Annotated in this window: 17 protein-coding genes; 2 read left to right on the top strand and 15 right to left on the bottom strand. The window is 42.6% G+C overall.

Features of this window, described 5'->3' with window-relative positions; genetic code table 11:
• Window positions 1–111 precede the first annotated feature (111 nt).
• The 7 genes from CXF58_RS06800 to fmt form a co-directional block, all read right to left on the bottom strand.
• Window positions 112–1,074 (bottom strand): TIGR01777 family oxidoreductase, encoded by a 963-nt coding sequence (locus CXF58_RS06800; protein WP_102076981.1) that lies wholly within the window; start codon window positions 1,072–1,074, stop codon window positions 112–114.
• Between the two features lie 294 nt (window positions 1,075–1,368).
• On the bottom strand, window positions 1,369–2,004 hold the full coding sequence (locus tag CXF58_RS06795; protein WP_102076980.1) for an L-threonylcarbamoyladenylate synthase: 636 nt from the start codon (window positions 2,002–2,004) through the stop codon (window positions 1,369–1,371).
• A gap of 105 nt (window positions 2,005–2,109) precedes the next feature.
• On the bottom strand, window positions 2,110–3,360 hold the full coding sequence (dprA, locus tag CXF58_RS06790) for a DNA-processing protein DprA (RefSeq protein ID WP_180952543.1): 1,251 nt from the start codon (window positions 3,358–3,360) through the stop codon (window positions 2,110–2,112).
• 79 nt (window positions 3,361–3,439) lie between these two features.
• Window positions 3,440–4,471, bottom strand: a complete 1,032-nt coding sequence (locus CXF58_RS06785) for a LysM peptidoglycan-binding domain-containing protein (protein ID WP_416375573.1) — start codon at window positions 4,469–4,471, stop codon at window positions 3,440–3,442.
• A gap of 326 nt (window positions 4,472–4,797) precedes the next feature.
• Entirely contained in the window at window positions 4,798–6,219 is a 1,422-nt protein-coding gene (thrC, locus tag CXF58_RS06780; RefSeq protein WP_102076979.1) for a threonine synthase, read from the bottom strand.
• Window positions 6,220–6,260: 41 nt separating this feature from the next.
• Window positions 6,261–7,844, bottom strand: a complete 1,584-nt coding sequence (locus CXF58_RS06775) for a transcription antitermination factor NusB (protein WP_102076978.1) — start codon at window positions 7,842–7,844, stop codon at window positions 6,261–6,263.
• Window positions 7,845–7,928: 84 nt separating this feature from the next.
• Complete coding sequence (gene fmt / locus CXF58_RS06770; RefSeq protein ID WP_102076977.1) at window positions 7,929–9,035, bottom strand: methionyl-tRNA formyltransferase; 1,107 nt, start codon at window positions 9,033–9,035, stop codon at window positions 7,929–7,931.
• Window positions 9,036–9,218: 183 nt separating this feature from the next.
• Here fmt and CXF58_RS06765 point away from each other — a divergent pair, with 183 nt between their 5' ends.
• Window positions 9,219–12,152 (top strand): response regulator, encoded by a 2,934-nt coding sequence (locus tag CXF58_RS06765; protein ID WP_102076976.1) that lies wholly within the window; start codon window positions 9,219–9,221, stop codon window positions 12,150–12,152.
• A 57-nt stretch (window positions 12,153–12,209) separates the two neighbouring features.
• On the opposite strand, the gene CXF58_RS06760 is transcribed toward CXF58_RS06765, so the two are convergent.
• From CXF58_RS06760 to rpmH, 8 genes are all read right to left on the bottom strand, one after another.
• Window positions 12,210–12,884: a riboflavin synthase gene (locus CXF58_RS06760; RefSeq protein WP_102076975.1), complete on the bottom strand. Its 675-nt coding sequence runs from the start codon at window positions 12,882–12,884 to the stop codon at window positions 12,210–12,212.
• A gap of 465 nt (window positions 12,885–13,349) precedes the next feature.
• Window positions 13,350–14,405: a bifunctional diaminohydroxyphosphoribosylaminopyrimidine deaminase/5-amino-6-(5-phosphoribosylamino)uracil reductase RibD gene (gene ribD, locus CXF58_RS06755; RefSeq protein WP_102076974.1), complete on the bottom strand. Its 1,056-nt coding sequence runs from the start codon at window positions 14,403–14,405 to the stop codon at window positions 13,350–13,352.
• A 124-nt stretch (window positions 14,406–14,529) separates the two neighbouring features.
• On the bottom strand, window positions 14,530–14,988 hold the full coding sequence (gene nrdR / locus CXF58_RS06750; protein WP_068405041.1) for a transcriptional regulator NrdR: 459 nt from the start codon (window positions 14,986–14,988) through the stop codon (window positions 14,530–14,532).
• Window positions 14,989–15,096: 108 nt separating this feature from the next.
• Window positions 15,097–16,542 carry a tRNA uridine-5-carboxymethylaminomethyl(34) synthesis GTPase MnmE gene (gene mnmE / locus CXF58_RS06745; protein WP_102076973.1) on the bottom strand — a complete coding sequence of 482 codons (1,446 nt, stop codon included), beginning with the start codon at window positions 16,540–16,542 and terminating at the stop codon, window positions 15,097–15,099.
• 350 nt (window positions 16,543–16,892) lie between these two features.
• Window positions 16,893–18,575 carry a membrane protein insertase YidC gene (gene yidC / locus CXF58_RS06740; protein WP_102076972.1) on the bottom strand — a complete coding sequence of 561 codons (1,683 nt, stop codon included), beginning with the start codon at window positions 18,573–18,575 and terminating at the stop codon, window positions 16,893–16,895.
• A 214-nt stretch (window positions 18,576–18,789) separates the two neighbouring features.
• On the bottom strand, window positions 18,790–19,167 hold the full coding sequence (gene yidD, locus CXF58_RS06735) for a membrane protein insertion efficiency factor YidD (protein WP_102076971.1): 378 nt from the start codon (window positions 19,165–19,167) through the stop codon (window positions 18,790–18,792).
• Between the two features lies 1 nt (window position 19,168).
• A complete protein-coding gene (gene rnpA, locus CXF58_RS06730) occupies window positions 19,169–19,540 on the bottom strand; it encodes a ribonuclease P protein component (RefSeq protein ID WP_102076970.1) in 372 nt (123 codons plus the stop codon).
• A gap of 205 nt (window positions 19,541–19,745) precedes the next feature.
• The gene (gene rpmH, locus CXF58_RS06725) at window positions 19,746–19,880 is read right to left on the bottom strand and encodes a 50S ribosomal protein L34 (protein WP_007394757.1); all 135 of its coding nucleotides are present in this window, start codon (window positions 19,878–19,880) and stop codon (window positions 19,746–19,748) included.
• Window positions 19,881–20,528: 648 nt separating this feature from the next.
• Between rpmH and dnaA the strand changes: the two genes are divergently transcribed.
• On the top strand, window positions 20,529–21,974 hold the full coding sequence (gene dnaA, locus CXF58_RS06720) for a chromosomal replication initiator protein DnaA (protein WP_102076969.1): 1,446 nt from the start codon (window positions 20,529–20,531) through the stop codon (window positions 21,972–21,974).
• Window positions 21,975–22,280 lie beyond the last annotated feature (306 nt).

Here is a 22,280-nt window from a genome sequence, read left to right as displayed (position 1 = left end):
TTATAGAACTAGAAATATAAAGTACTTAGTAATTTAACGCTATTTTTAAATCAATGCTTTAAAAACGTTGTTTTAAACCCATTGTTTCACATGAAACATATCTCTAAAAACTCACCCTTGCTGCTCCAATGCTTGCTCTAAAGTTAAGTGTTCAAATTCAAAACCTGCGCCCAGTAGCGCTTGTGGCAATACTTTTTGCCCATCAATCAACAAGGTCGACATCTCGCCAAACATCAGCTTTAATAAAAATGCTGGTAAAGTAAAAAATGTCGGACGATGTAGCCATGTGCCAAGCGTCTTAGTAAAAGTATGATTGGTCACAGGATTGGGCGCGGTCAAGTTATAAACCAGCGCTGGCGTAGCGTTTGCTGTTGTTAGAGTATTGTCAATACTATTTACTTGCTGTTTCTGACTAGTAAGATGTTGCTCAATGATAAATATCACCGCTCTTACCCAATCGGTACGACTGATCCAGCTCATAATTTGCTTACCGTCACCCAATTGACCACCGACACCCATTTTAAACGGCGTTAATAACTTATTGACCATACCACCCTTAGGATGGATAACCACACCAGTGCGTACGATAGCCACAGGGACACCGTAATCGGTAGCCTTTAGCGCCAACTGCTCCCATTCGTCACAGAGTTTATGCGAAAAATCAGCGTTAAAACCACTGCTTTCTGTCAAAGACTTATCACCTTGAGGACCATACCAGCCAATCGCTGAACCGCTAACCAGTAGCTTAGGTTTGCTACTACTACGCGCAATAAAATCCAGTATCGCCTCAGTAGGTTTGATACGGCTGGCAAGCAATTGCTCTTTACGCGCGTCACTCCAACGTTTATCAGCAATCCCTGCGCCTGCTAGATTCAAAATAACATCAAAGCTTTTATCTGACTTCACCAGCTCATCATAGGTCATCATTTTAATATCATTAGGATGCGCCTGCTTACTATCGCGCGTCAGCCACGTAATCTGCACTTTTTTATCATCCTTTTGATAGCGCTTAATGATTGCTTCACTAAACGCGCGTCCTAAAAATCCGGAGCCACCACTGATTAGAATATCCATCGCTTTTTATCCTTATATAGTGAGTGAAAAGTAAGATCGATACATCACACACTGCTGATATCAATTTTTTTGCTTGCTGTGCCTACGCAGACAGAGGCTACAAAAAATTGATATCAGCAATACCGTAGCGTTTTTAGGATGTTTTGACTATAGTTGTCTTGCCTTTTTCTCAGTGTGACAAAAAACCATCTACAAAAACAAGAGATGAATTGTAGGTATAAGGCGTAAAGTAAGATTGGGTATAAATAGAGGACTGAACTACTAATACATAAAATATTAGCTTTTAAATGGTTACTAACGAATCACTTGACCCGTTCGAGCATCGCTGATTTGGCTAGGGAGCTGATAACCAAGCGTCTCGCCCTTTAGATAGCCAACTTGCTCATCGCTATTAGAAAAATAAGCCTGTGCTTGTGAGAGCGTTAAAGCAGGCGGCTGACCGGACGGGTTACAGCTGGTCGAAACGACAAAGCCATAGGGATTATGGACGGAAACCACTTGACGGCACAGCTGCTGCACCAAAGGATGGTCAATCACCCGCACCGCCACACTATGATGAGCGCCAGTTATCCACGCAGGGATAGAAACGGGTAAGTTTTCTGATAACGGTAATAACCACGTATGCGCCTGCTTGCTATTGACGTCGGAATCAGTATCGTTACGCCAACTGACTAACACTTGCTGGCGTTGATCTTCATTAAGACTATTTAACAACATCTTAAGTCGACTGACACTATCGGTGACCACAATCATACCCTTCTCTAACGGTCGTTGTTTGATGGCCAAAAGCTGCTCTACCGCTTGTTGATTGAAGGGGTCACAGCCGATACCCCAAACGCTTTCAGTTGGATAAGCAAGCAGCTGTCCTTGTTGTAGCCAATGCGCAGCTTCGATGACAGAATCGGTGATAAGAGCTTTAGATGTAGACATAGCGGAATAAGAAAGGAAAGTATGAGGAGATATAATACAACTTAAACGACGGGTAAAACAGCAGGTTTAAAAGTTTCTTAAAATCACGCTAGCTTTCAATAAACATTAGACGCGCAAATAACGCCCACCTTGTACACTAATGACCCCTAACAACTCCAGCTCCATAAGTTGCCCAATCAATTGTGCTGCCGACATATCAGTAGTATTTAACAACGCATCTAAATCCTGCCCATGCCAATCAAGTTGCTCATAAATGGGCGCTAAATGCTCAGGAATGACACTAGTATGGGAAGAAGGTTTGAGACTAGATTGTGGCGATTGATTAATAGTTTTGGTAGAGAGTTTCTCTGTATTTAGAGAATTGGAACTTTGACTAAGAGTTACTTGCTCAATACTAGACTCTGCATTAGATGACGGCTGATAGGTATGCGCTCTATAGTCCAACTGATTATTAATATCTTCAAGGACATGCTGCGGATGATAAATCAACGTTGCGCCTTCACGTATTAAATGATGGCAGCCTTCGGCATTACTATTATCAATATGGCTTGGAATGGCGAAAACTTGTTTACCTTGCTCGGAGGTTAGGCGCGCAGTAATCAATGAACCGCTTTGAATGGTCGCTTCAGTGACAATGGTCGCGAGGCTAAGTCCTGCAACTAGACGATTACGGCGCGGAAAAGTGTGTTTGTGCGGCTGCGTGTGCGGTAGTAGCTCACTAATAATGCAGCCGCCTTGGTCAATAATCTGACTAAATAATTTATCATGATGATTGGGGTAATTGACATCAATTCCCGTCCCCATCACGCCAACCGTACGGCCTTGATATTCGGTATCAGACTGAGCTAAAGCACCTAAATGGGCACGCTTATCGACACCCAGCGCAAGACCGCTAGTGATAATATAACCAGATTGCGCTAAGTATTGCGCCATGTCAAAGGTGATTTTTTTCGCATGGGCGGTGGGTTTGCGACTACCAACGATGGCGATTTGCGCTTGCTGCAAACGCGCTTTATTGCCGCGATAAAACAACACAGGTGGTGGGTCATATATTTCTAGCAACTGCGCTGGGTAGTCAGGCTGGTCAGCAAATAACAGACCATATTTTCCGGCTAACAATGCTTGCTGGATTTTATCGATAGTAGTGAGCGTTTGTTCTGGCTGCTCATGACGCTTAAGATGGGTACTGTGAATGCCCAATTGACGCCATGCCTCTACTTTAGCGTCCCAAGCAAGCCCTGCCGTACCAAAATTAGAGATGAGTTTATGATACGCTGATAATGACGCATTCACTTCAGTCCACAGCGCCAAAACGGCACGCTGCTCAGCGGATAAAAGAGAAGTGACTGCAGTCATAATCATCTAGCTCATTTAGTTTAAGTTAAACTTTTAGATCAAGGAATAAGCATTGTACTCATTAGAGATGTTGCACTTATTATAGATACGGCGGTGGTAACAGCTGATCACCGACATTGAGCGGTAGCTCAGAATCAAGTACATACGCATAGCTAATATTATCAAAGGTATTAAATACCATTACCATACCGGTAGGCTCGCTTGGTAAACGTACTGGCGTGTCATTATCCTTGATATCGCGTATGACCGCGCCTTTTTGAAAAACGGTCAATACATCACCAGGTTTGGCACCGTGTGCGCTGCCCAAATTGATAGCAACGACGCTGCCCTTAGCCGCTGAGCTAATAGAATCCATCACGCGAACAATCATACCGCCGCGATTAACGGTTGCTGGCGTTGGATAAAATACTGGCGGTATTGAATTATTTAGCTCCACAAAAACACGGTCGCCTTCACGCACTTCTTTGCCATAGCTGTCGATAAGCTGCAAGCTGGTCACGCCATTGGTTTCGGTAGACGTCACCAGACCAGTAGCGACTTGAGTGACTTCTAAGCCGATAGTTTTTTGTGTTTTAGGCTCGACATACTTTTCGCCTTCACGGTAAATACCGTAACGCTGGCCAACGATAAGTGGTACGCCTTTGGCATAGACCTTATCGCCACTAGCGGTAATCAAATTGCCTTTTTTTGAGGCTAAAATGTATGGGGTGGTATTAAAATCTGCTGGATTAACAATGATGGTCTTGTCGAGCCAATGCTGAATAGCAGACCATGGAATAGGGGGAATACTATTAGCGGTAGAGGTCACCGTGACTGAGCTGGCAACCACATTACCAGTCAATTGTTTTTCAACCCCTGCGCAACCTTCGCCGGTATCGACCCCGACCAAGGTTTTACCTTGAATCACGCAGAGGATAAGAACGTCGTTAGGATAAATAAGGTTGGGATTTTTAATTTGCTTGTTGGTTGCCCAAATCTCTTTCCAGCGCCAAGGACTGTCTAGATAACGCCCTGATATATCCCATAAGGTATCGCCTTTTTTGACGATATAGCGATTGGGCGCATCAGCCTTAATAGTAGGCGGTGGATTATTGGCGTGGGCAGTGGTCAGTGGTCAGTGGTCAGTGGTCAGCAGCATTGCACCACTAAATGTCGTCAGTAATAGTGCGTTTGCTATCTTCTTTAAGCTCATCTTCATTGTTATATCCACAATACATACCGCTAATATAATGTCTATAAAGCAGCTATTCAGTATGATTGACAGGTTTAGTTGTAAAAATCGCCTAGCCTAATAATGACTTACCGACGCCGTTTTCAATATTACAATTATATATACCATAACACAATCATAAACATTTTATTACAATGGCGTAACCTAAATTTAGTTATTGATAACTGGATATTAATTTTGATAAGCGGTTAATAAAAATAAGCTGCCTAAGCTGGGTTTGGTGTCACATGCTGACGAATTTGCTCAGCGACCAATTCAGCATTATTATCTAATACCACCACTTGCTGCGGTAAGGCTTCTAAGCCATCGGTATGCGCAGGACGCGCAATTTCTATCTCTCCAACCGCCTCAAAAATAGTATCGGCAAATTTCACCGGTAATGCTGTTTCGGCACAAACAATCACTTCTCCCTCACGCTGTAATTCTTTAGCGACTTTAATACCGTCAGCCGTGTGCGGATCGACTAGCTCACCATGCTGCTCATAAAGTACCTTAATAGTTTGCAAGCGGTCGCTATGGGTGGACTTGCCCGCAGCAAAGCCATAACGGGTATTGACCGCTTGCAGCAAATCAGACAAATCAAACCCTTGGCCAGATTTCACTCCTTCAAATAATTCACTGACACGGGCACTGTCTTTGTCGAGTAGCAGATAAACAAAGCGCTCAAAGTTGGAAGCTTTAGAGATGTCCATCGACGGACTTGAGGTGACGTAAGTCTTATCAGTCGGACGCGGCTGATAGGCCCCTTGATTAAAGAAATCGTTAAGCACATCGTTTTCATTGGTCGCAACGATTAGACGGTCAACTGGCAGTCCCATTTCACGAGCAATATGACCGGCGCAAATGTTACCAAAGTTACCTGATGGGACGCTGAAGCTGACTTTTTCATCGTTGCTCGTAGTAACGGCAAAATAGGCTTTAAAGTAATAAACGATTTGCGCCAATATCCGCCCCCAGTTGATAGAATTGACGGTTCCGAGGTTATAAGCGGCTTTAAATTCAGCATCTTGTTGTAGCGCTTTGACGATATCTTGGCAATCATCAAACATACCGTCAATGGCGATATTATGGATATTAGCATCGGTTAAGCTATACATTTGCGCGCGCTGGAATTCGCTCATTTTGCCATGCGGTGACAGCATAAAGACTTCGATATTGTCTTTACCGCGCAGGGCATATTCTGCCGCACTACCTGTATCGCCACTGGTGGCGCCAATGATGGTAATACGTGCGTCTTTTCTTTTAAGCACATATTCAAAAGCATTACCCAAAAACTGCATGGCAACGTCTTTAAACGCCAACGTCGGACCGTTCGATAATCCTAAAATATATAAATTGCCTTCAAGCTTACGGACAGGAACAATCTCATCAGAACCAAATATCTCAGCGGTATAAGTACGCTCAATGATATCTTGTAAATCAGCCACAGGAATATCAGTAGCAAAGCGCTGCATAATCGCCAGCGCCAACTGTGGATAGCTAAGCGAGCGCCACTCGGTAAGCGTCGCATTATCAATATTTGGATACTGCTCAGGCAGCATCAAACCGCCGTCAGGCGCAAGCCCCATCAATAACACATCACTAAATTCCATCGGCGCTGTCTGACCACGGGTACTGATATATTTCATTAGATTGTCCTGTCTACAATGAGATGATTAATTAAAACAGTTTATTCAGCAGTTTTTTGCAGCAAGGCATAATAAAAACCGTCGCCGCTCTCGCTATCAATCGGCAAGCACTGGCGACCAATCGCTTGTTCTATACCCCAACTGCAATCGTCGCTAAATTTAATGGCTTCTACATTACTATAGTGAGTCATAAAATCCTGCATTTGCTCGACGTTCTCTTGCTTTAGGATGGAGCAAGTGACGTATAACAGATAACCACCAACTTTAAGTTGTGGCCATAGATTGTGCAAGATATCCGCTTGTAAGAGTGCCGTTTGCTCAACGTCTTCTTCGGTACGTAAGATACTGATATCAGGATGACGACGAATCACGCCAGTCGCGGTACAAGGGGAATCGAGTAATATTGCATCAAATACCGGCTCATTGGTAGTCGCTTTTTTATTTTTCCCATGCTGCCATCTGGTGGCATCCGCACAGATGATATTCAGTTCGACACTTTTCTCTGCTTGCTGCAAGTCGTGCTGACTTAGGTTCAAGCGCTGTAAGTTCTCACGAATACGCTCAATACGCGGCGCTTCGTTATCGATAGCCGTTACCTTGATATCAGTAATTACTGGTGTCGCTTCTGCATCATCTTGTTTCACGTGAAACAACGATAATTCGTCATTAGCGCTTATGAACTCTAACCAATGCGCCAATTTACCGCCAGGGGCAGCGCAAGCATCTAGGATATGTAGTTCATTATTGTTGCTACTATCTGAATCAGCATCGGACTTATCAGCGCTTACCTTATTCATCAAAGCTTTATGGATAATCGGTGCTGCAAGCTGAGCGTGCATATCTTGTACGCTAACAGCCCCTTCAGCAAATTGCGGTAAGGCATTGACTGCGGTAGTTTGATGCAGCCGGAGACCTTTGGTTGATAGCGTTGTAGCAGCGGCAGACTCTGACGAGTTCGCTATCTTAAAATCAGTCGTTAGCTCAACGATATCTGCACCAATCTCTGCCCCATCGAGTGCTTGCTGATAATCCTCTACTGAACTAACCACCGAATTGACGCGTAAAAACATTGGTGCTGCTTGGCGCAAACCTTGCATCAGCTCATCATACTGCTCGCTCCAGTCTTGCTTAAGCTGATAGGCAAGCCAGTTCGGCAGACTGTGCTTTTTATCACATTTTTTACGAAATTTGCTAGGATTCTTAGCGACTTTACGCAAGATAGCGTTAATCAAACCTGTTGCATGGGAAAAATCAATCTCTTTTGCCGCTTCAACCGTTTCATGAATTGCTGCGTGGTCCGCCACTTCTAAATACAGCAATTGCGTTAAACCCACTTGAATAGTAGTCCGAACCTCAACCTCATCGATAGGATTGTCCGCTAGCGTATCGAGCAAACGTGCCAGCGCGTACCACTGGCGCAATGTTGTTAGCAGTAAGGCATGGGCAAAGCCTTTATCGCCGTCGTGCAGACTGTTGAGTAACGGGTCAAGGACGCTGGCAAGTGATTGACCATTTTGAATGGCCACTAAAGTGCGAATCACCCGGACACGGACGCTACCATTCATAATAAGGTTGCTTGACGGTTTGAGCTTATTATTTCTTGGTGCAGTGCTGGTTTGTCTCATTAAGTTGAATTTCCTTGACGTCTGATCGAGATCGTCTGATAAAAGTTAGATTGCTTGTTATTAAATACATTAAGCATAAGTAAGTTACTTTACTTCTGCCATAAACTGATCACCATCGTTTAATTGATTACCATGGCAAATTTGCTCAGCGCTCATCGGCTTACCACCTGCAAATTGTAAGTGAGTAATCGCCAAAGTCGTCGCTGAGTATTCATTGCTTTGTGGTTCGCTAGTAGTGTCTTTGCCGCAAGCGACCAGTATCGCTTTGCGTCCAACACTGATAACAGTACCCGCAGGCTTAACCGTTTGCTGTGATGGGTTTACAGGCAGACTGGCCAAAATTTTGACGCGCTGTCCTGCTAAAAAGGTATAGGCACCAGGCCAAGGAGTCAACCCACGAATCTGGCGTTCAATCTGTGTAGCAGACTGCGTCCAGTCGATTTCGCCTTCGGTTTTAACCAATTTTTCCGCATAATTGGCTTTGCTATTATCTTGAGCAACCGCTTGTGCCTGATAATGCGCCAAGTCTTTTAATACGGTAGTAATAGCTGCCGCGCCAAGTGTTGCCATCTTATCATGTAGGCTGGCGGCCGTATCATCAGCTTCGATAGGTGCGCTGACTTTATAAAGCATGTCACCCGTATCCAAACCTTTATCCATCTGCATAATGGTGATACCAGTCTCACTATCGCCAGCCAATAAAGCACGGTGAATGGGCGCAGCACCGCGCCAACGCGGCAACAGCGAAGCATGAATATTAAGACAACCATAAGTCGGCGTGGTTAAGACGCCAATCGGTAAAATAAGCCCATAAGCGGCGACAATCATGACATCTGGCTGATAAGTACGTAAATTCTCACGTGCTGCCATGCCTTCGGTGCTGGATTTTTTAAAGGTAGCAGGCTGTTCAACCACAATGTCATTTGCCAAAGCGACTTGTTTGACCGCCGACGCCGCCAGTTTTTGTCCGCGACCCGCTTTGCGGTCGGGCTGGGTATAAACGGCAACGATATCTATATTCAGCGCTTCTTGCTGCTCGATAAGCGCCTCAAGGCTAGTCGCTGCAAACTCTGGGGTGCCAGCAAATACCACTCGCAGCGGTTTAGCAGCCGGCGGCACTTTGATAGCAACGTTTTGCTGAGGTTGAGTGGCGTTAATAGATAAATCAGATTGTGCAGCAGGTGTGGTCATAGTCAGGCAGTATTTATGGTTAATTTGCCTATTATAGGTGAGTTTGTAGCGTTGTGCCATGATTGTAATAGCAGCAATCAAGCGCTATTAATCAGGCGTTTTATCTTTATAATAGTTATTAAGCGTAGTTTTGACTTCATATTAAGACATACCGACTTACCGCCGATTTAGGGTCCTGCTTTTATGCAACAATTTAAGTCTCTACAACGACTGCTGATTTTTTATACACTGACATTATTAGCGATGTTGGCAGTGTATTACGGCACCATGTTTTATGAGATGAGACAGCATAATGAGCAGCACAGTATCCAAAGCTTTTATAATTTACAGCACGAGATAACCCAGCTCTCAAACCCTACAAACTTAGCAATTAAAAAGATATTACAAAAGCCTTTTTTAAAGGATATGAGCTATCAGCTGATTTTTATGATGCCTTCTGGGCAAACCTATATTCACCGACGTACCCGTCCTAATGAACGAGAATTTACTGGCATTACCTTTCCCAACGTCATTAACGCATTATCTTCTCATAGCAATCATCATAGTGCTTATGAGCTAAACAATCGTAATTTGGTCGGCACCATTGAACTTGAAAGTGGTCATAAAGTGTACCTGATACTGCGGCATGAACCGCTTGATATCAATTGGATGTCGTATCGCTATTGGTTGCCATTGATGACAGCCATCTTACTATTTGCTATGGCCTTACTCTATACTCTAAAGCGGCGTGCCAACTGGGAACAACTGCTCATTTATACCGATGAGTTAAGTAGCCATGCTAAGGATGGCTATGTCACACCGCCGTTTATCGAAAAGAAAACCACAGATGAATTTTTGCGTTTGGGTCACGCGCTGAGCCGTATCAGTTATCAGCTGCACAGCAACCATCGGCGCATTACCACCCTAAAGCATCGCTTAGAGCGATTGGTCGATCATGCGCCCTTGCCAATGCTGATGATTATGAGACATGGTCAAATCAGCTTTTTTAATCAACGCTTTGAGCAAGTATTTGACACCACCTTTCACAGCGATAGCAACTATCAACTGACCAATTTTTTCTTTACTAAAGACCAATCAACCCAAGCCCTGCTACAAAAACTGGCAGATTTGCGAGTCACGCGCACGCTACTGGTTTATGGTTTGCACAATAAAAAAGCTTATCAGTTGCATATCACGCCTTGGTTTGGCGAACACGGGCAGGTGCATGGTTTTACCGTTTTACTCAATAACATCCATGAGCTTGTCGAACAAACCGCGCATTTAGAGCAACAAAATCGTCAACTACAACGTCAGCTTGATGAGTTTGAAGCACTTAAATCGACGATGGGACATCATTTACGCCTGCCGTTAGAAGCCATGATTGACACGTTAGAGCCTATCAATCCCGATAATCTGAGCGCTAAGCAACATCAAATCGTTACGACTTTGACTCAAACCAGTCACTCTATGCTGACTATGTTGAATGACATGTTAGATATAGGAGAGATAGAGGTTCGTACATCCCGTCTATCTATTGAAGCAGTGGATATTTATAAGCTTGGTCAACAAGTCAGTCAATCGATGGTAGAAAGCTTAAGGCAGCAAGGACTTGAGCTCTTGTATTTTTTTGCGCCTGACAGCCCGCGCTGTATCGATACCGATTATAGGCGCTTGCGGCAAATCCTACGTAATCTATTAGATAATGCGATTAAATTTACCAATTCTGGCTATGTGTCACTTACCATCGACGCGGTGACCAATGCGGACATAGCTGATATCAAAAGCACCAGTATAGGCGAGGTAGATAAAGAGCACATATCTAATAACAGCCATGATACGAATCACGGCAATCTAGATAAATCAACCACTATCACTCACCCATCGCACGACTGGATTCGGTTTAGTATAAAAGACAGCGGCACAGGCATCGATATCGCAAAGCAGCACCAACTGCTGACGTATTTTAATGAAAGCAACAGCCAAAATAGTATTCACATCAAAAACCGCCCTATTAACTACGCACACAAAAACAGCGCCATAAAAGGGCTCGGATTAAATGACGTTAATAGCTTCGCTAAACTATTAGGCGGTTTTATTGAGATAAAAAGCACGCTTAATAAAGGCAGTACTTTTAACCTGTATTTGCCTTGTAGGCGACCAGCCTATCAGCCTATTTACCACTTTAATCCGCAATTGACTTATATTCATCTTATTGCCGTCATTAAACAACCGTTGCGAGCCAAGCATTTAGGCGATTTGTGCGCTTATTTATCTATCCCAGCGACTATTTCCACTTCTATAGATAGAGTGGCGCTTGAGCAAATAAATAATAAACTGGCGCAAGATGCGCAAAAACTTGCCCCTATTTTGCTCTTAGATTACGAATATTATGAAGACATCACGCTCGCGTTATCACCTCAAATAAACATTGATCATAAAAATATAGACGCTGAAAATAAATTGGAGAAATCAGAAGATAAAGCACGCATAGATATCGATAAACAGCAGGCTCTAAATAGCTTACTGTCTAATACTGCGCTGCCAAAAATATTGGTCAGTATGAAAGCTGAGCGCCGTATTCCCTCTATGTTATTGGATCAATGTGACGGTTTTTTAAACAAACCACTCGATGTGGCATTATTACTCTCTGAATTACTGCGATTAACTCTACCCGTTAGACAAACACTGTTACCGCAAACAACTAGCCAAGAAAACAATCAGCAAAGCAGTAGCCCGTTAGGCGCAGATGATGCCGCTCATGAAACGTTAGCGCCACTGATTTTAGTGGTAGAAGACAGCCCAACCAATCAAAAAATAGCTTGCAAAATATTAGAAAAAATCGGTTATCGCAGTATCGTGGCAGAGGATGGGCAGCAGGCGTTAGACAAATTGCAAGCGCAGCGTCAGGAAATTGCGCTTATTTTGATGGACTGCCGGATGCCCGTGATGGATGGACTGCAAGCGACCCAAGCGATTCGCGCACAAGGCGATGATATTCCAATCGTTGCGCTAACAGCAAATAATAGCGAAGAAGATAAAATCGCCTGTTTACAAGTGGGCATGGATGAGTTTTTGGCCAAGCCTATTAATAAAAATAAGCTACAAACTGTTTTGCAAACGCTGATTAAAAACCAATAAGCGTTTGCACAATCAGTCTTTTATAACAGCTTGGTTATGATTTTGGCTATTTAACCCTTATTTCATAAAACCATTCTCAGCTAAAAACGCCTCAGTAATCGTACTTTGTGGGCTGCTAGCATGTGCAGTATCTGCTTGCGATTTGTTTAGTAAACGCTCTAAATAGCGCGCCACAATATCGACCTCAACATTAACTTTACTACCTATCAGCCAATGCTGGGCAATATTGGTGACTTGCGCGGTATGCGGAATGATATTGAGCGAAACGATATTATCGCGGACTAAATTGGTGGTGAGACTGATACCATCAAGAGTAATAGAGCCTTTGGTCGCCGTATAATGTGCCAACTCGTGCGGTATCTCAATTTCAATATAAAGTGAGCGCGCATCCTTTTGCAATTTGCTAACCACGCCTACCCCATCAACGTGACCGGCGACGATATGCCCACCAAAGCGCGTGGTGGGTAACATAGCCTTTTCTAAGTTCACCGCATAACCGAGCTTTAAATCTGCCAGCGCTGTACGAGCGATAGTTTCACGTGAAACATCAACAGAGTAATAATTACTACCAAACTCCACCACCGTTAAGCAAATGCCATTTGAAGCAATCGAGTCGCCTAGTTTCACATCGCTAAAATCTAAGCCATCAGATTCTATGGTCAAGCGGATATCACCGCCCGTTGGCTGCATAGACTTTACTTTGCCAATACTTTCTATAATTCCAGTAAACATATTAACCTCTTGGTATTTTTTATGGCCGTTAAAGGCAGCATATATTATTTGAGCCTATTATTTCATTCAAAATTAACAACGATAATCACTACTAGTCTTTAATCTACTTATCGCACTTACTGTAAGATTAGCGAGAATAAAAAAACTCAGGGGATAAACTGTGGATAACTGGCGCTGACATAAGGAATAATAGTAGGAGAAACTTGGTTTCTAAAGAGTTATCCACAATAAATCTGTCTTTTAATAATTATTCACTACACTTGAATAATACATGTAAGTAACTGATTTTAAATACATTATAACTTTAAAATATTATTAACAATTACTAGCAAGTTTCATGTGAAACAAAGTTATACACAGTTTCATGTGAAACCTTTATCAAACTATTCCACTTATCCACATAAGTTGTATATAGGTTTAATCTTGTGGATAAAATATTGAAAGACAAGGCATTTATAACGCCGACTATACAGGTAATAAGGTAAGCTTAAGATCAGTACCAAGCTGCTCATGACCGTGGATATCAAAACGTAGCTGCTGCGCTAACGATAATGGATTGATAGCAACCATAGGCCGTGCTTGTGTGCCTAATAAGCAAGGTGCTTGATAAACAATGAGCTCATCCACCAGTTGCTGTTGTAAAAAGCTTCCTGCAACGCTTGCGCCCGCCTCTACTAAGACGTCATAACAGTGATGTTCACTCACTAAGTTCTTTAATAACTCAATTAAACTTTCTTCTCGCCAATAAAAAGTTTCTGGACTCTGGCATAGCTGATAGTCAGACTGTGAATCGTGTTCTAATCGCCCTCGTCTATCGAGTATCACTATTTTAGGTTGTGGTACTTGTTCAGGATTAATACCTAGTTGACTAGAGCGTACATTTAACTGCGGATTATCAACGATGACCGTTTCACTGCCTGTGATAATAGCGCCGCTTTGCGCTCGCAGTTTCTGTACATCTTCGCGCGCCGCAGTGCCCGTGATCCACTTCGACTCTCCAGACGCCATCGCTGTACGGCCATCAAGACTGGTGGCAATTTTAAGCCTGACATAAGGCATTTGGCTACGCATCGCCTTTAAAAAGCCCTTATTTAAAGCTTCTGCTTGCGCAGCTAGCACGCCGACGGTAACAGCAATGCCTGCTTGTTCTAAAAGTTTCACACCGCGACCAGCCACCTGTGGATTGGGGTCGAGACCAGCAATGACAACACGCTCCACTCCAGCTTTGATAAGACCCAAGGCACAGGGCGGTGTACGCCCAGTATGACTACAAGGCTCTAAAGTAACATAAGCGGTCGCACCAATCGCGCGTGTGCCCGCATCTTTTAAGGCGAACACCTCAGCATGCGGCTGCCCTGCTTTCGGATGAAAGCCTTGGCCGACTACTTCATCTGCTTGCACAATCACACAGCCGACCGACGGATTGGGACGCGTGGTATACAGACCATGCTTCGCCTGCTCAATGGCAAGCATCATAAAATAGCGGTCTTTGGCGTCTTGAGAATGTTTCGAGTTCGACATAAAGGCGTACTTAATAGAGTTTGGAAAATGGTTTTTATACGTACTTAATATTTTAAGCCGTTTAAATTAGAAGATTTACTCAGTAGCAAGACAGGCTTATAGTCTAACTTTTAGGTAAGTTTATCTACTTTTCATTTGGGCGAATATTGGCAATTTCTTGATGAAAAGCGTCGATATCTTGAAAATCACGATAGACACTGGCAAAACGTACATAAGCGACATCATCGAGCGTTTTAAGCTCACTCATAATAATCTCACCCAAAACCTTACTGCTTACCTCGCGCTCACCCATTTGGCGTACGCGCTTTTCGATACGACTAATCATGGCTTCTTGCTCATCGATGGTAATCGGGCGTTTTTGTAGCGGTAATAAAATCGAGCGGCGCAATTTATCATTGTCATAAGGCTCAATTTTGCCACTTGATTTGATAATACGCGGCATCACCACTTCTACCACTTCAAAGGTCGTAAAGCGTTCCTGACAGCTATTACATGAGCGGCGGCGCCGTACTTGCGCGCCATCAGCTGCTAGCCGTGAGTCGATAACTTTGGTATCTGACGCATTACAATATGGGCAATGCATACGCTTTTCCTTAGGTTAATAGTGAGGGCGAATATAATTATTGATAGGACTAAACTTTCTAAAAAATGATAGTTTTACTATGCAGATAAAGAGGCAGCCTTTTACTCATTATTTGCCAATACAAAAGCTACCAAAGATTTTTCCTAATAAATCGTCAGCGCTAAATTCACCCGTAATTTCTCCCAAACTTTGCTGCGCTTGGCGTAGGCTTTCTGCCACCAACTCACCTGCTTTAAACACTGTCAGCTGCTCATGTGCTTCTGCTAAGGAATCAGCGGTACGTCTCAGCGCATCAATATGACGTGTACGGGCGATTAAGCTATTTTCTGGCGGATGAAAACCTACTTTAGCACATAAAGTTTCGACCAAATCATCAATTCCTGCGCCTGTTTCACATGAAACATTGACCTGCTCATAGCCACGTTTTTTTATTTCTGCTTGTGAAGTAGCGATTCTTTCTTTACTGCTGTTATCGTTTAATAAATCGCTTTTATTGGCAATAATAAGTAAGCGCTTGGTTTCTGGTAGCTCACCAAATAGCTGTTCAGCCAGTTGTAATGGCGTGCTGTCACTTTCAAGGTCACGAGTCACGTCATAAACCATCAGCAGCATATCAGCCTGCATAATCGCCGTACGCGCACGCTCAATACCGATACGCTCGACCGTATCTTCAGTCTCGCGCAGGCCTGCGGTATCGGTTAGATGCAGCGTCAAGCCGTTAAGCACGACGGTTTCTTGCAAGGTATCGCGCGTTGTCCCAGCAACGTCGGTCACGATAGCACGCTCTTGCCCTGCTAAGCGATTCAACAAGCTTGATTTACCCGCATTTGGTCTGCCAGCAAGCACTACATGAATACCGTCGCGTAATAGCTGACCTTGCTTGGCAGTCGCTAGCACTTGCTGTATTTTGGCTTGTGTTTGTTCAAGCTTATCTTGAATAACGCCATCAGATAAGAAATCAACGTCTTCTTCATCAGGGAAATCAATCGCCGCTTCGACGTGCAAGCGCAGATGAATCAATTGCTCAAGTAGCTGATTAATTTTTTGTGAAAACTCACCACTAAGTGAGCGAATCGCACTACTGGCAGCGGCGGCGCTGGTAGCATCAATCGCATCCGCGATGGCTTCTGCTTGTACCAAATCCAATTTGTCATTATCAAAAGCACGGTAAGAAAACTCCCCTGCGCCCGCTTGTTTTGCGCCCAATTCAAACACCCGCGCTAGCAGCTGATTTTGCAAAATCATGCCACCATGACCTTGTAGCTCAATCACATCTTCGCCAGTAAACGAGTGCGGACCTTTAAAGTACAGCACCAAACCTTCATCAATGGTCGTGCCATCAGCCTGATAGAAACGGCAAAAACTGGCCATACGCGGCGTGAAAGACGACTTACCAGTGAGCTGACAAGCAATAGCGTAAGCACGCGCGCCTGACAGACGAATAACCCCGACGCCACCACGCCCAAGCGGTGTAGCAATCGCCGCAATGGTCGGAAGGCCAGATATATTAGAATTTTTAGGTGACTCATCCAAATTATCGGCGGCTAGTGCCATCTCTAAAGAATCCACGATCACTCTCAATAAGCAAAAACCCCATTATAGACGGCTTAGCAGGTACTGACAAAGCAAACTTCAACGAGTAGATTATTAAAATCCTAAAGTATGGTTATATAGCTATTTTAGTCGGTAGCTATAGTCAAAACATCCTAAAAACGCTACGGTATTGCTGATATCAATTTTTTGTAGCCTCTGTCTGCGTAGGCACAGCAAGCAAAAAAATTGATATCAGCAGTGTGTGATGTATCGATCTTACTTTTCACTCACTATATTGGATAGAAAAAATAAAGCTTAACACATAAAAAAACCACCGCCGTAGCGATGGTTTTTATAGATTTAGGCTTTATTTAATCCAGAACTTTGACGGTACGACGTTTTTGTTCTTCTTCAACCTTACGGTTGATGATGTACTGCTGGGTCATACTAAATAAGTTGTTCACCGTCCAGTATAGTACCAAACCTGCTGGGAAGAACAGCATGAATGCGGTGAAAATAATCGGTAAAAACTTCATCACTTTCGCTTGCATTGGATCAGCGGGCTGCGGATTTAGTTGCTGCTGGATAAACATCGACGCACCCATTAAGAGCGGTAAAATGAACCATGGATCCATCGCTGATAAATCTTGAATCCACAGTATCCAAGGCGCATGACGCAGCTCAACACTTTCAACCAATACCCAGTACAGTGCTAAGAAAATAGGCATTTGCATCAGAATAGGTAAACAACCCGCCATCGGATTGACTTTCTCTTCTTTATAAATTGCCATCATTTCTTGCGACATTTTCATGCGATCGTCGCCGTGCTCTTCTTTTAATGCCGCCAATCTTGGGGCGATAGCACGCATTTTCGCCATTGAGTAGTAGCTTTTATTAGAAACCCACATCAAGGCGATTTTAACCAACAACGTCAATAGAATAATTGACCAGCCCCAGTTGCCGATAACTTTATGAATACCATCCAAAATCGCAAATAATATTTTTGATATTGGCCAGAGCAGTCCATAATCGACGGTCTGATTCAGACCTACTGCCACTTCTTTTAGCTCAGACTGTACTTTTGGACCAGCATAGAGAGTTGCATTCAAGGTAATTTGCTTGTTTGGTGCCACATTAACAGGTTGGCTGTTAAAACCAATAAAGTAGTCATTGCCCGTTTCGCGGCTAAAGAACTTACCCGTAAAGTTTTCAGGCGTCCAAGCAGAAACGAAGTAATGCTGAACGATACCAACCCAACCTTCATCACTGGTCGTAGTCAACTCACCATCGTTAAATTTACCAAATTTTAATTTATTATAAGGATCTTCAGGTGTGCCCCAAGCGCCACCCAAATACGTCGCCATGCTTAGCGCGCCTTTATCAGACATGCCGGGGTCTTTACTATCGTCACGCTTTAACTGCGCAAACATCTGCCCTTGCCAAGGATTGGTAGAAGCGTTTTGAATTTGATAGCTGATATCAATCGGATATTTATCTTGGGTGAAAGTAAAGGTCTTAGTAACCGTTACACCATCTTTTTGATAGGTAAGCGGCACTGATAACGTTTGCTGACCTTTTTCCATCACATAATTATTGGCAGTATGGCTATATTTGGCGCGACCTTCGGCGGTATCAATACCGTTTGGACCGATAAGACCAGACTGCGCCACATAAACGCGACCGCTATTATTTTCTAACAACACAAAAGGTTTTTCGCTATTGAGTGTGGCATCATATTGCTTTAACGCCGCATAAACGATATCCCCGCCTTCTGGATTGATTTTAATGTCATAGCGATCGGTTGTGACCGTGATTAGACCCGTATTAGTAGCAGGTGCCTCTGCCACAGCGCCCGCATCAACTGGTAGCGTTTGTGCTGGAATGTCACCTGCTGCGCCAGTGGTAGCAGGAATATCAGCACCTACCGATGTTGACGTTTCTGGTACCGCGTCTACAGCTGGTGCATCGGCATAATCATCTCGCCATGCTAAAATCAGCAGATAAGCGGTGATTAGCATCGCAATGATGATCATCACCCGAAATATCTTTTGCATAAACCTTTCCTAGATTAAAAATTAGGGAATGAAAAATCAGGCATGTGTCATGACCACCACACAGTATCAAACCCTTTTCTTAGCAGTCATACCAGCAGTCAATCACATAAAATGTTCATCATTTTACTAAAAAACCGCTCTAAATGATACAAGCGTGTGGATAACTTGGGGGTAACTTGAAAGATATCCACAACTGCTTAGTCGATAATAGAGTTTATATCGACTTCATTAGATAATTTAGGCGAGCCACATAGCTCTTAGTGTCTTTATAAACATACCAGCTTTGCGATTTATCATAAGCTGATGTCGCCGTAGGCGATATATATTGATAATGATAAGAAGATAAAGGTAGTGGCACAAAATCAATGCCATGTCCGCCTAATGGATGACAGCTACTGATACGTTTTAATAACAGCCAACCACCTGACCAAACGCCATGCCATGCTAAAGCTTGTTTACCATAATTTGAGCAAGTTGGATAATAACGACAGCGAGCAGATAAAATAGGACTGATTACTTTTTGATAAAAAACAATAAAATGATAAAATAACTTATAAAAAAATATATTTACTGTTTTTAATAAGTAATTCATTTTATTTTTTTTCTATCTTTTTAAATATATTGTTAATTTCATTTATTATTTCTTTGTTATTTAATTCTTTCATAGACTTTTTAACAATAAATACAATATCTTTATTTTCTAAATTACTTGCTTTTATACGAAATTGCTCACGAACATGGCGTTTGATTAAATTTCGTGTGACAGCCGTCGGTACTTTACGTTTGGTAATAGCCATACCGACTCGAGGCTGCTCATGGGTATTGGGGCGCACAAACGCCATTAGATGGCTCTGATGAAGCTTACGCTCAGGCGCGTCAAATACCTTGCGAAAGGACGAAGGCGTGAGTAGGCGCTGCGCTTTGGTAAAGCGAGCGTTAGGGGGCGCTGAAACGGTATTGGGCATAATACAACCTAATATAAGAGCTAATAGTACTAGCAGAGATAATAACGTAGAAAGAATAACAAAGTATAGAGACAAAAAAAGCGCCGATGTGGGCGCTTTTAATATATGGCTGAGTGACAGTTGTGATGCTTGACGATCGCAATCTATAAAATAATAGAAACACAACAAGCACTATCGGCCATGCTTATCGCAATCTACTGATTAATTATACAGTAAGGCGATGACGTCCTTTAGCGCGGCGACGAGCTAAGACTTGGCGGCCTTTTTTGGTTGCCATACGTGCACGGAAACCGTGAGTACGTTTACGCTTGATCACGCTTGGTTGGAATGTACGTTTCATAACTCACCTATCAAAATAATGGACTAAATTCGTAATAGCGGAGGATTATACCACCGCATAGTATTTTGGTCAACGAACTAATTTGCTCTGTTTTTATACAGATGATTTTACAACAGAGTGAGTTTTCTTATATTTATCGGTAATGAGAGTTTTGCAGCTAAGAGATTTAGATAAATAAACTCATATCAGTAGACCCAAATTATCTTTTAGAAAAACTATTTTAATAATCAATTTTTTAAAACTTATCCACAGTTTGTATCGAACTCTATAATAATTAACTATTAATATATATAAGTATTGTTGTTATTGGGGGTCGTATTATCTGTGGTTAACTTGTTTTTTTACTTTTTTATCAATACGATAGGCTATGGGTAAGGTTGTGGATAACCTGTGGGTGGAATATGGATAACTCATGATATATACTTATCCACAAAACTATCCACAGTCTTATCCACAAAAAACGAGGTATTATCCACAGGCTGTTTGTGTTAGATTAGCGCCCTACTAGATGTATGATTTTGAGTCATGTGACCATAAGATATCTTTGTTAAGACAAGAGGCTTTCTGGGGCTTAAAGTTGATAGATTTACACTATAAAAATGACGTTCTTTTGACCGATTACCTTGGACTATGGGGTTAGTATTTTTCATGATTGATACAGCAACTATTTGGGATAAATGCCTAAACGACTTACGTTATCATGTTAAAGATAATGTCTTTACGATGTGGTTGAGACCGTTATCTGCACATCAAGAAGCCAATAGCTTGATTATTCTTGCTCCTAATGATTACTTTGTAACCTATATCAAAAAGAATCATTTACACGACATCGAGCAGTTGGTTGCTAAACATAGCCAAGGTAGTATTGAAGCCGTTATTGTACGTGTTGATAATGCTGGCCGTGAGATGGTTGATAGTAATCTGGCCCAGTCAGGCTCATTGTTTGAAGAAGACCAGCCCTCCCCTCCCCCTACTGATTATAATTTTCAAAGTACGCATAATGATATTGCTAGAGCAGATATTGATGCCAATATGCGTCATGCAGAACTGATCGAGTCTGCCGATGCCAAATCATTAAGCTATCTGAATCCTGACTTCACCTTTGAAACCTTTGTCACTGGTAAGTCTAATAACTTGGCTTATAAGGCCTGTTACGAGCTTGGTAAACGCCAATCAAAAAATCGGCACAATCCTTTATTTATATACGGACCTTCTGGTCTGGGAAAAACGCATTTAATGCATTCTGTAGCGCATCGCTATTTAAAAAATAATCTAAGTTTTTATTATTTCACTTCCGAAAAATTTATTAATCAGTTAGTTTACTCATTAAGAAATAATAAAATAGAAGATTTTAAAAAGAAAATAAAAAAAGTAGATTTATTAATTGTAGATGATATTCATGTATTAGCGGGCAAAACAAAAAGTAGCAATGAGTTTTTGACCTTATTTGCAGATTTTACCAGCGGTGATAAGCAACTGATTTTGGCATCAGATCGTCATCCATCGCAAATGACGGAGTTTGACGAGCGTTTCAGGTCGCGCTTTTCTTGGGGCTTGACGGTTGCAGTAGACCCACCTGAAATTGATACTCGAGTACAAATTTTACAAAGAAAAGCGGCATCGTACGGTATGAGCCTGCCTAAAGAGTGTGCCCTATTCATTGCTCAAAACGTGGTTTCTAATGTTAGACGATTAGAAGGTGCTCTCAATCAGGTGTTTGCCAATGCCAACTTGACGGGCGCGCCCATTACACTTGAGATGGTGCAATACGCCCTAAAAGACATCGTTGCGATGCGCGTGCAAGCGGTAAATATGGATAATATTCGTAAAGTGGTCGCCGAATACTATGATGTGAGCGTCAAAGATATCATGGGTCGTAAACGTACGCGTAGCATTGCCAGACCACGGCAAATAGCGATGGCGTTATCACGCGAATTAACCAGTGAAAGCTTTCCTGAAATTGGTCAGTCATTTGGTGGACGCGACCATACGACAGTGATGCATGCTTGTGATAAGGTCAATGAGCTACGCGCCGCTGACCCCGCGTTTGATAAGGATTACAAAACGCTTGCCTTAATGTTGCAAGCGGGTTAGAAGCTTATGGCGTCACAATGTTGTCACGAGTCGATATGATTTATATTATTTTAATGCTTAGCGGACAGAAGCTGTATGGATTATCATCAGTAGACAAGGTATTATTAAGCCATTATTTTAAAATCCTATGATTTAAAAACGTATAAAAATTCTGGTGGTGTTCTAAAAAGTATGCTGGCGATAAAAGTCAATAAGAAATCTATGCTAAGTTCTCTGATTCTATAGGGCTTTTCAAGGCTTCAAAATTGTTCAAATTTTAATCAGCATACTTTTTGACACACCACCAAAATTCTTTTAATAAGAGTA

It is taken from the genome of Psychrobacter sp. Sarcosine-02u-2 (assembly GCF_002836335.1).
Classification (GTDB): Bacteria; Pseudomonadota; Gammaproteobacteria; order Pseudomonadales; family Moraxellaceae; genus Psychrobacter; species Psychrobacter faecalis.
Note: the sequence above shows the minus strand (reverse complement) of the source record. Positions and strands in the feature narration are given on the sequence as shown.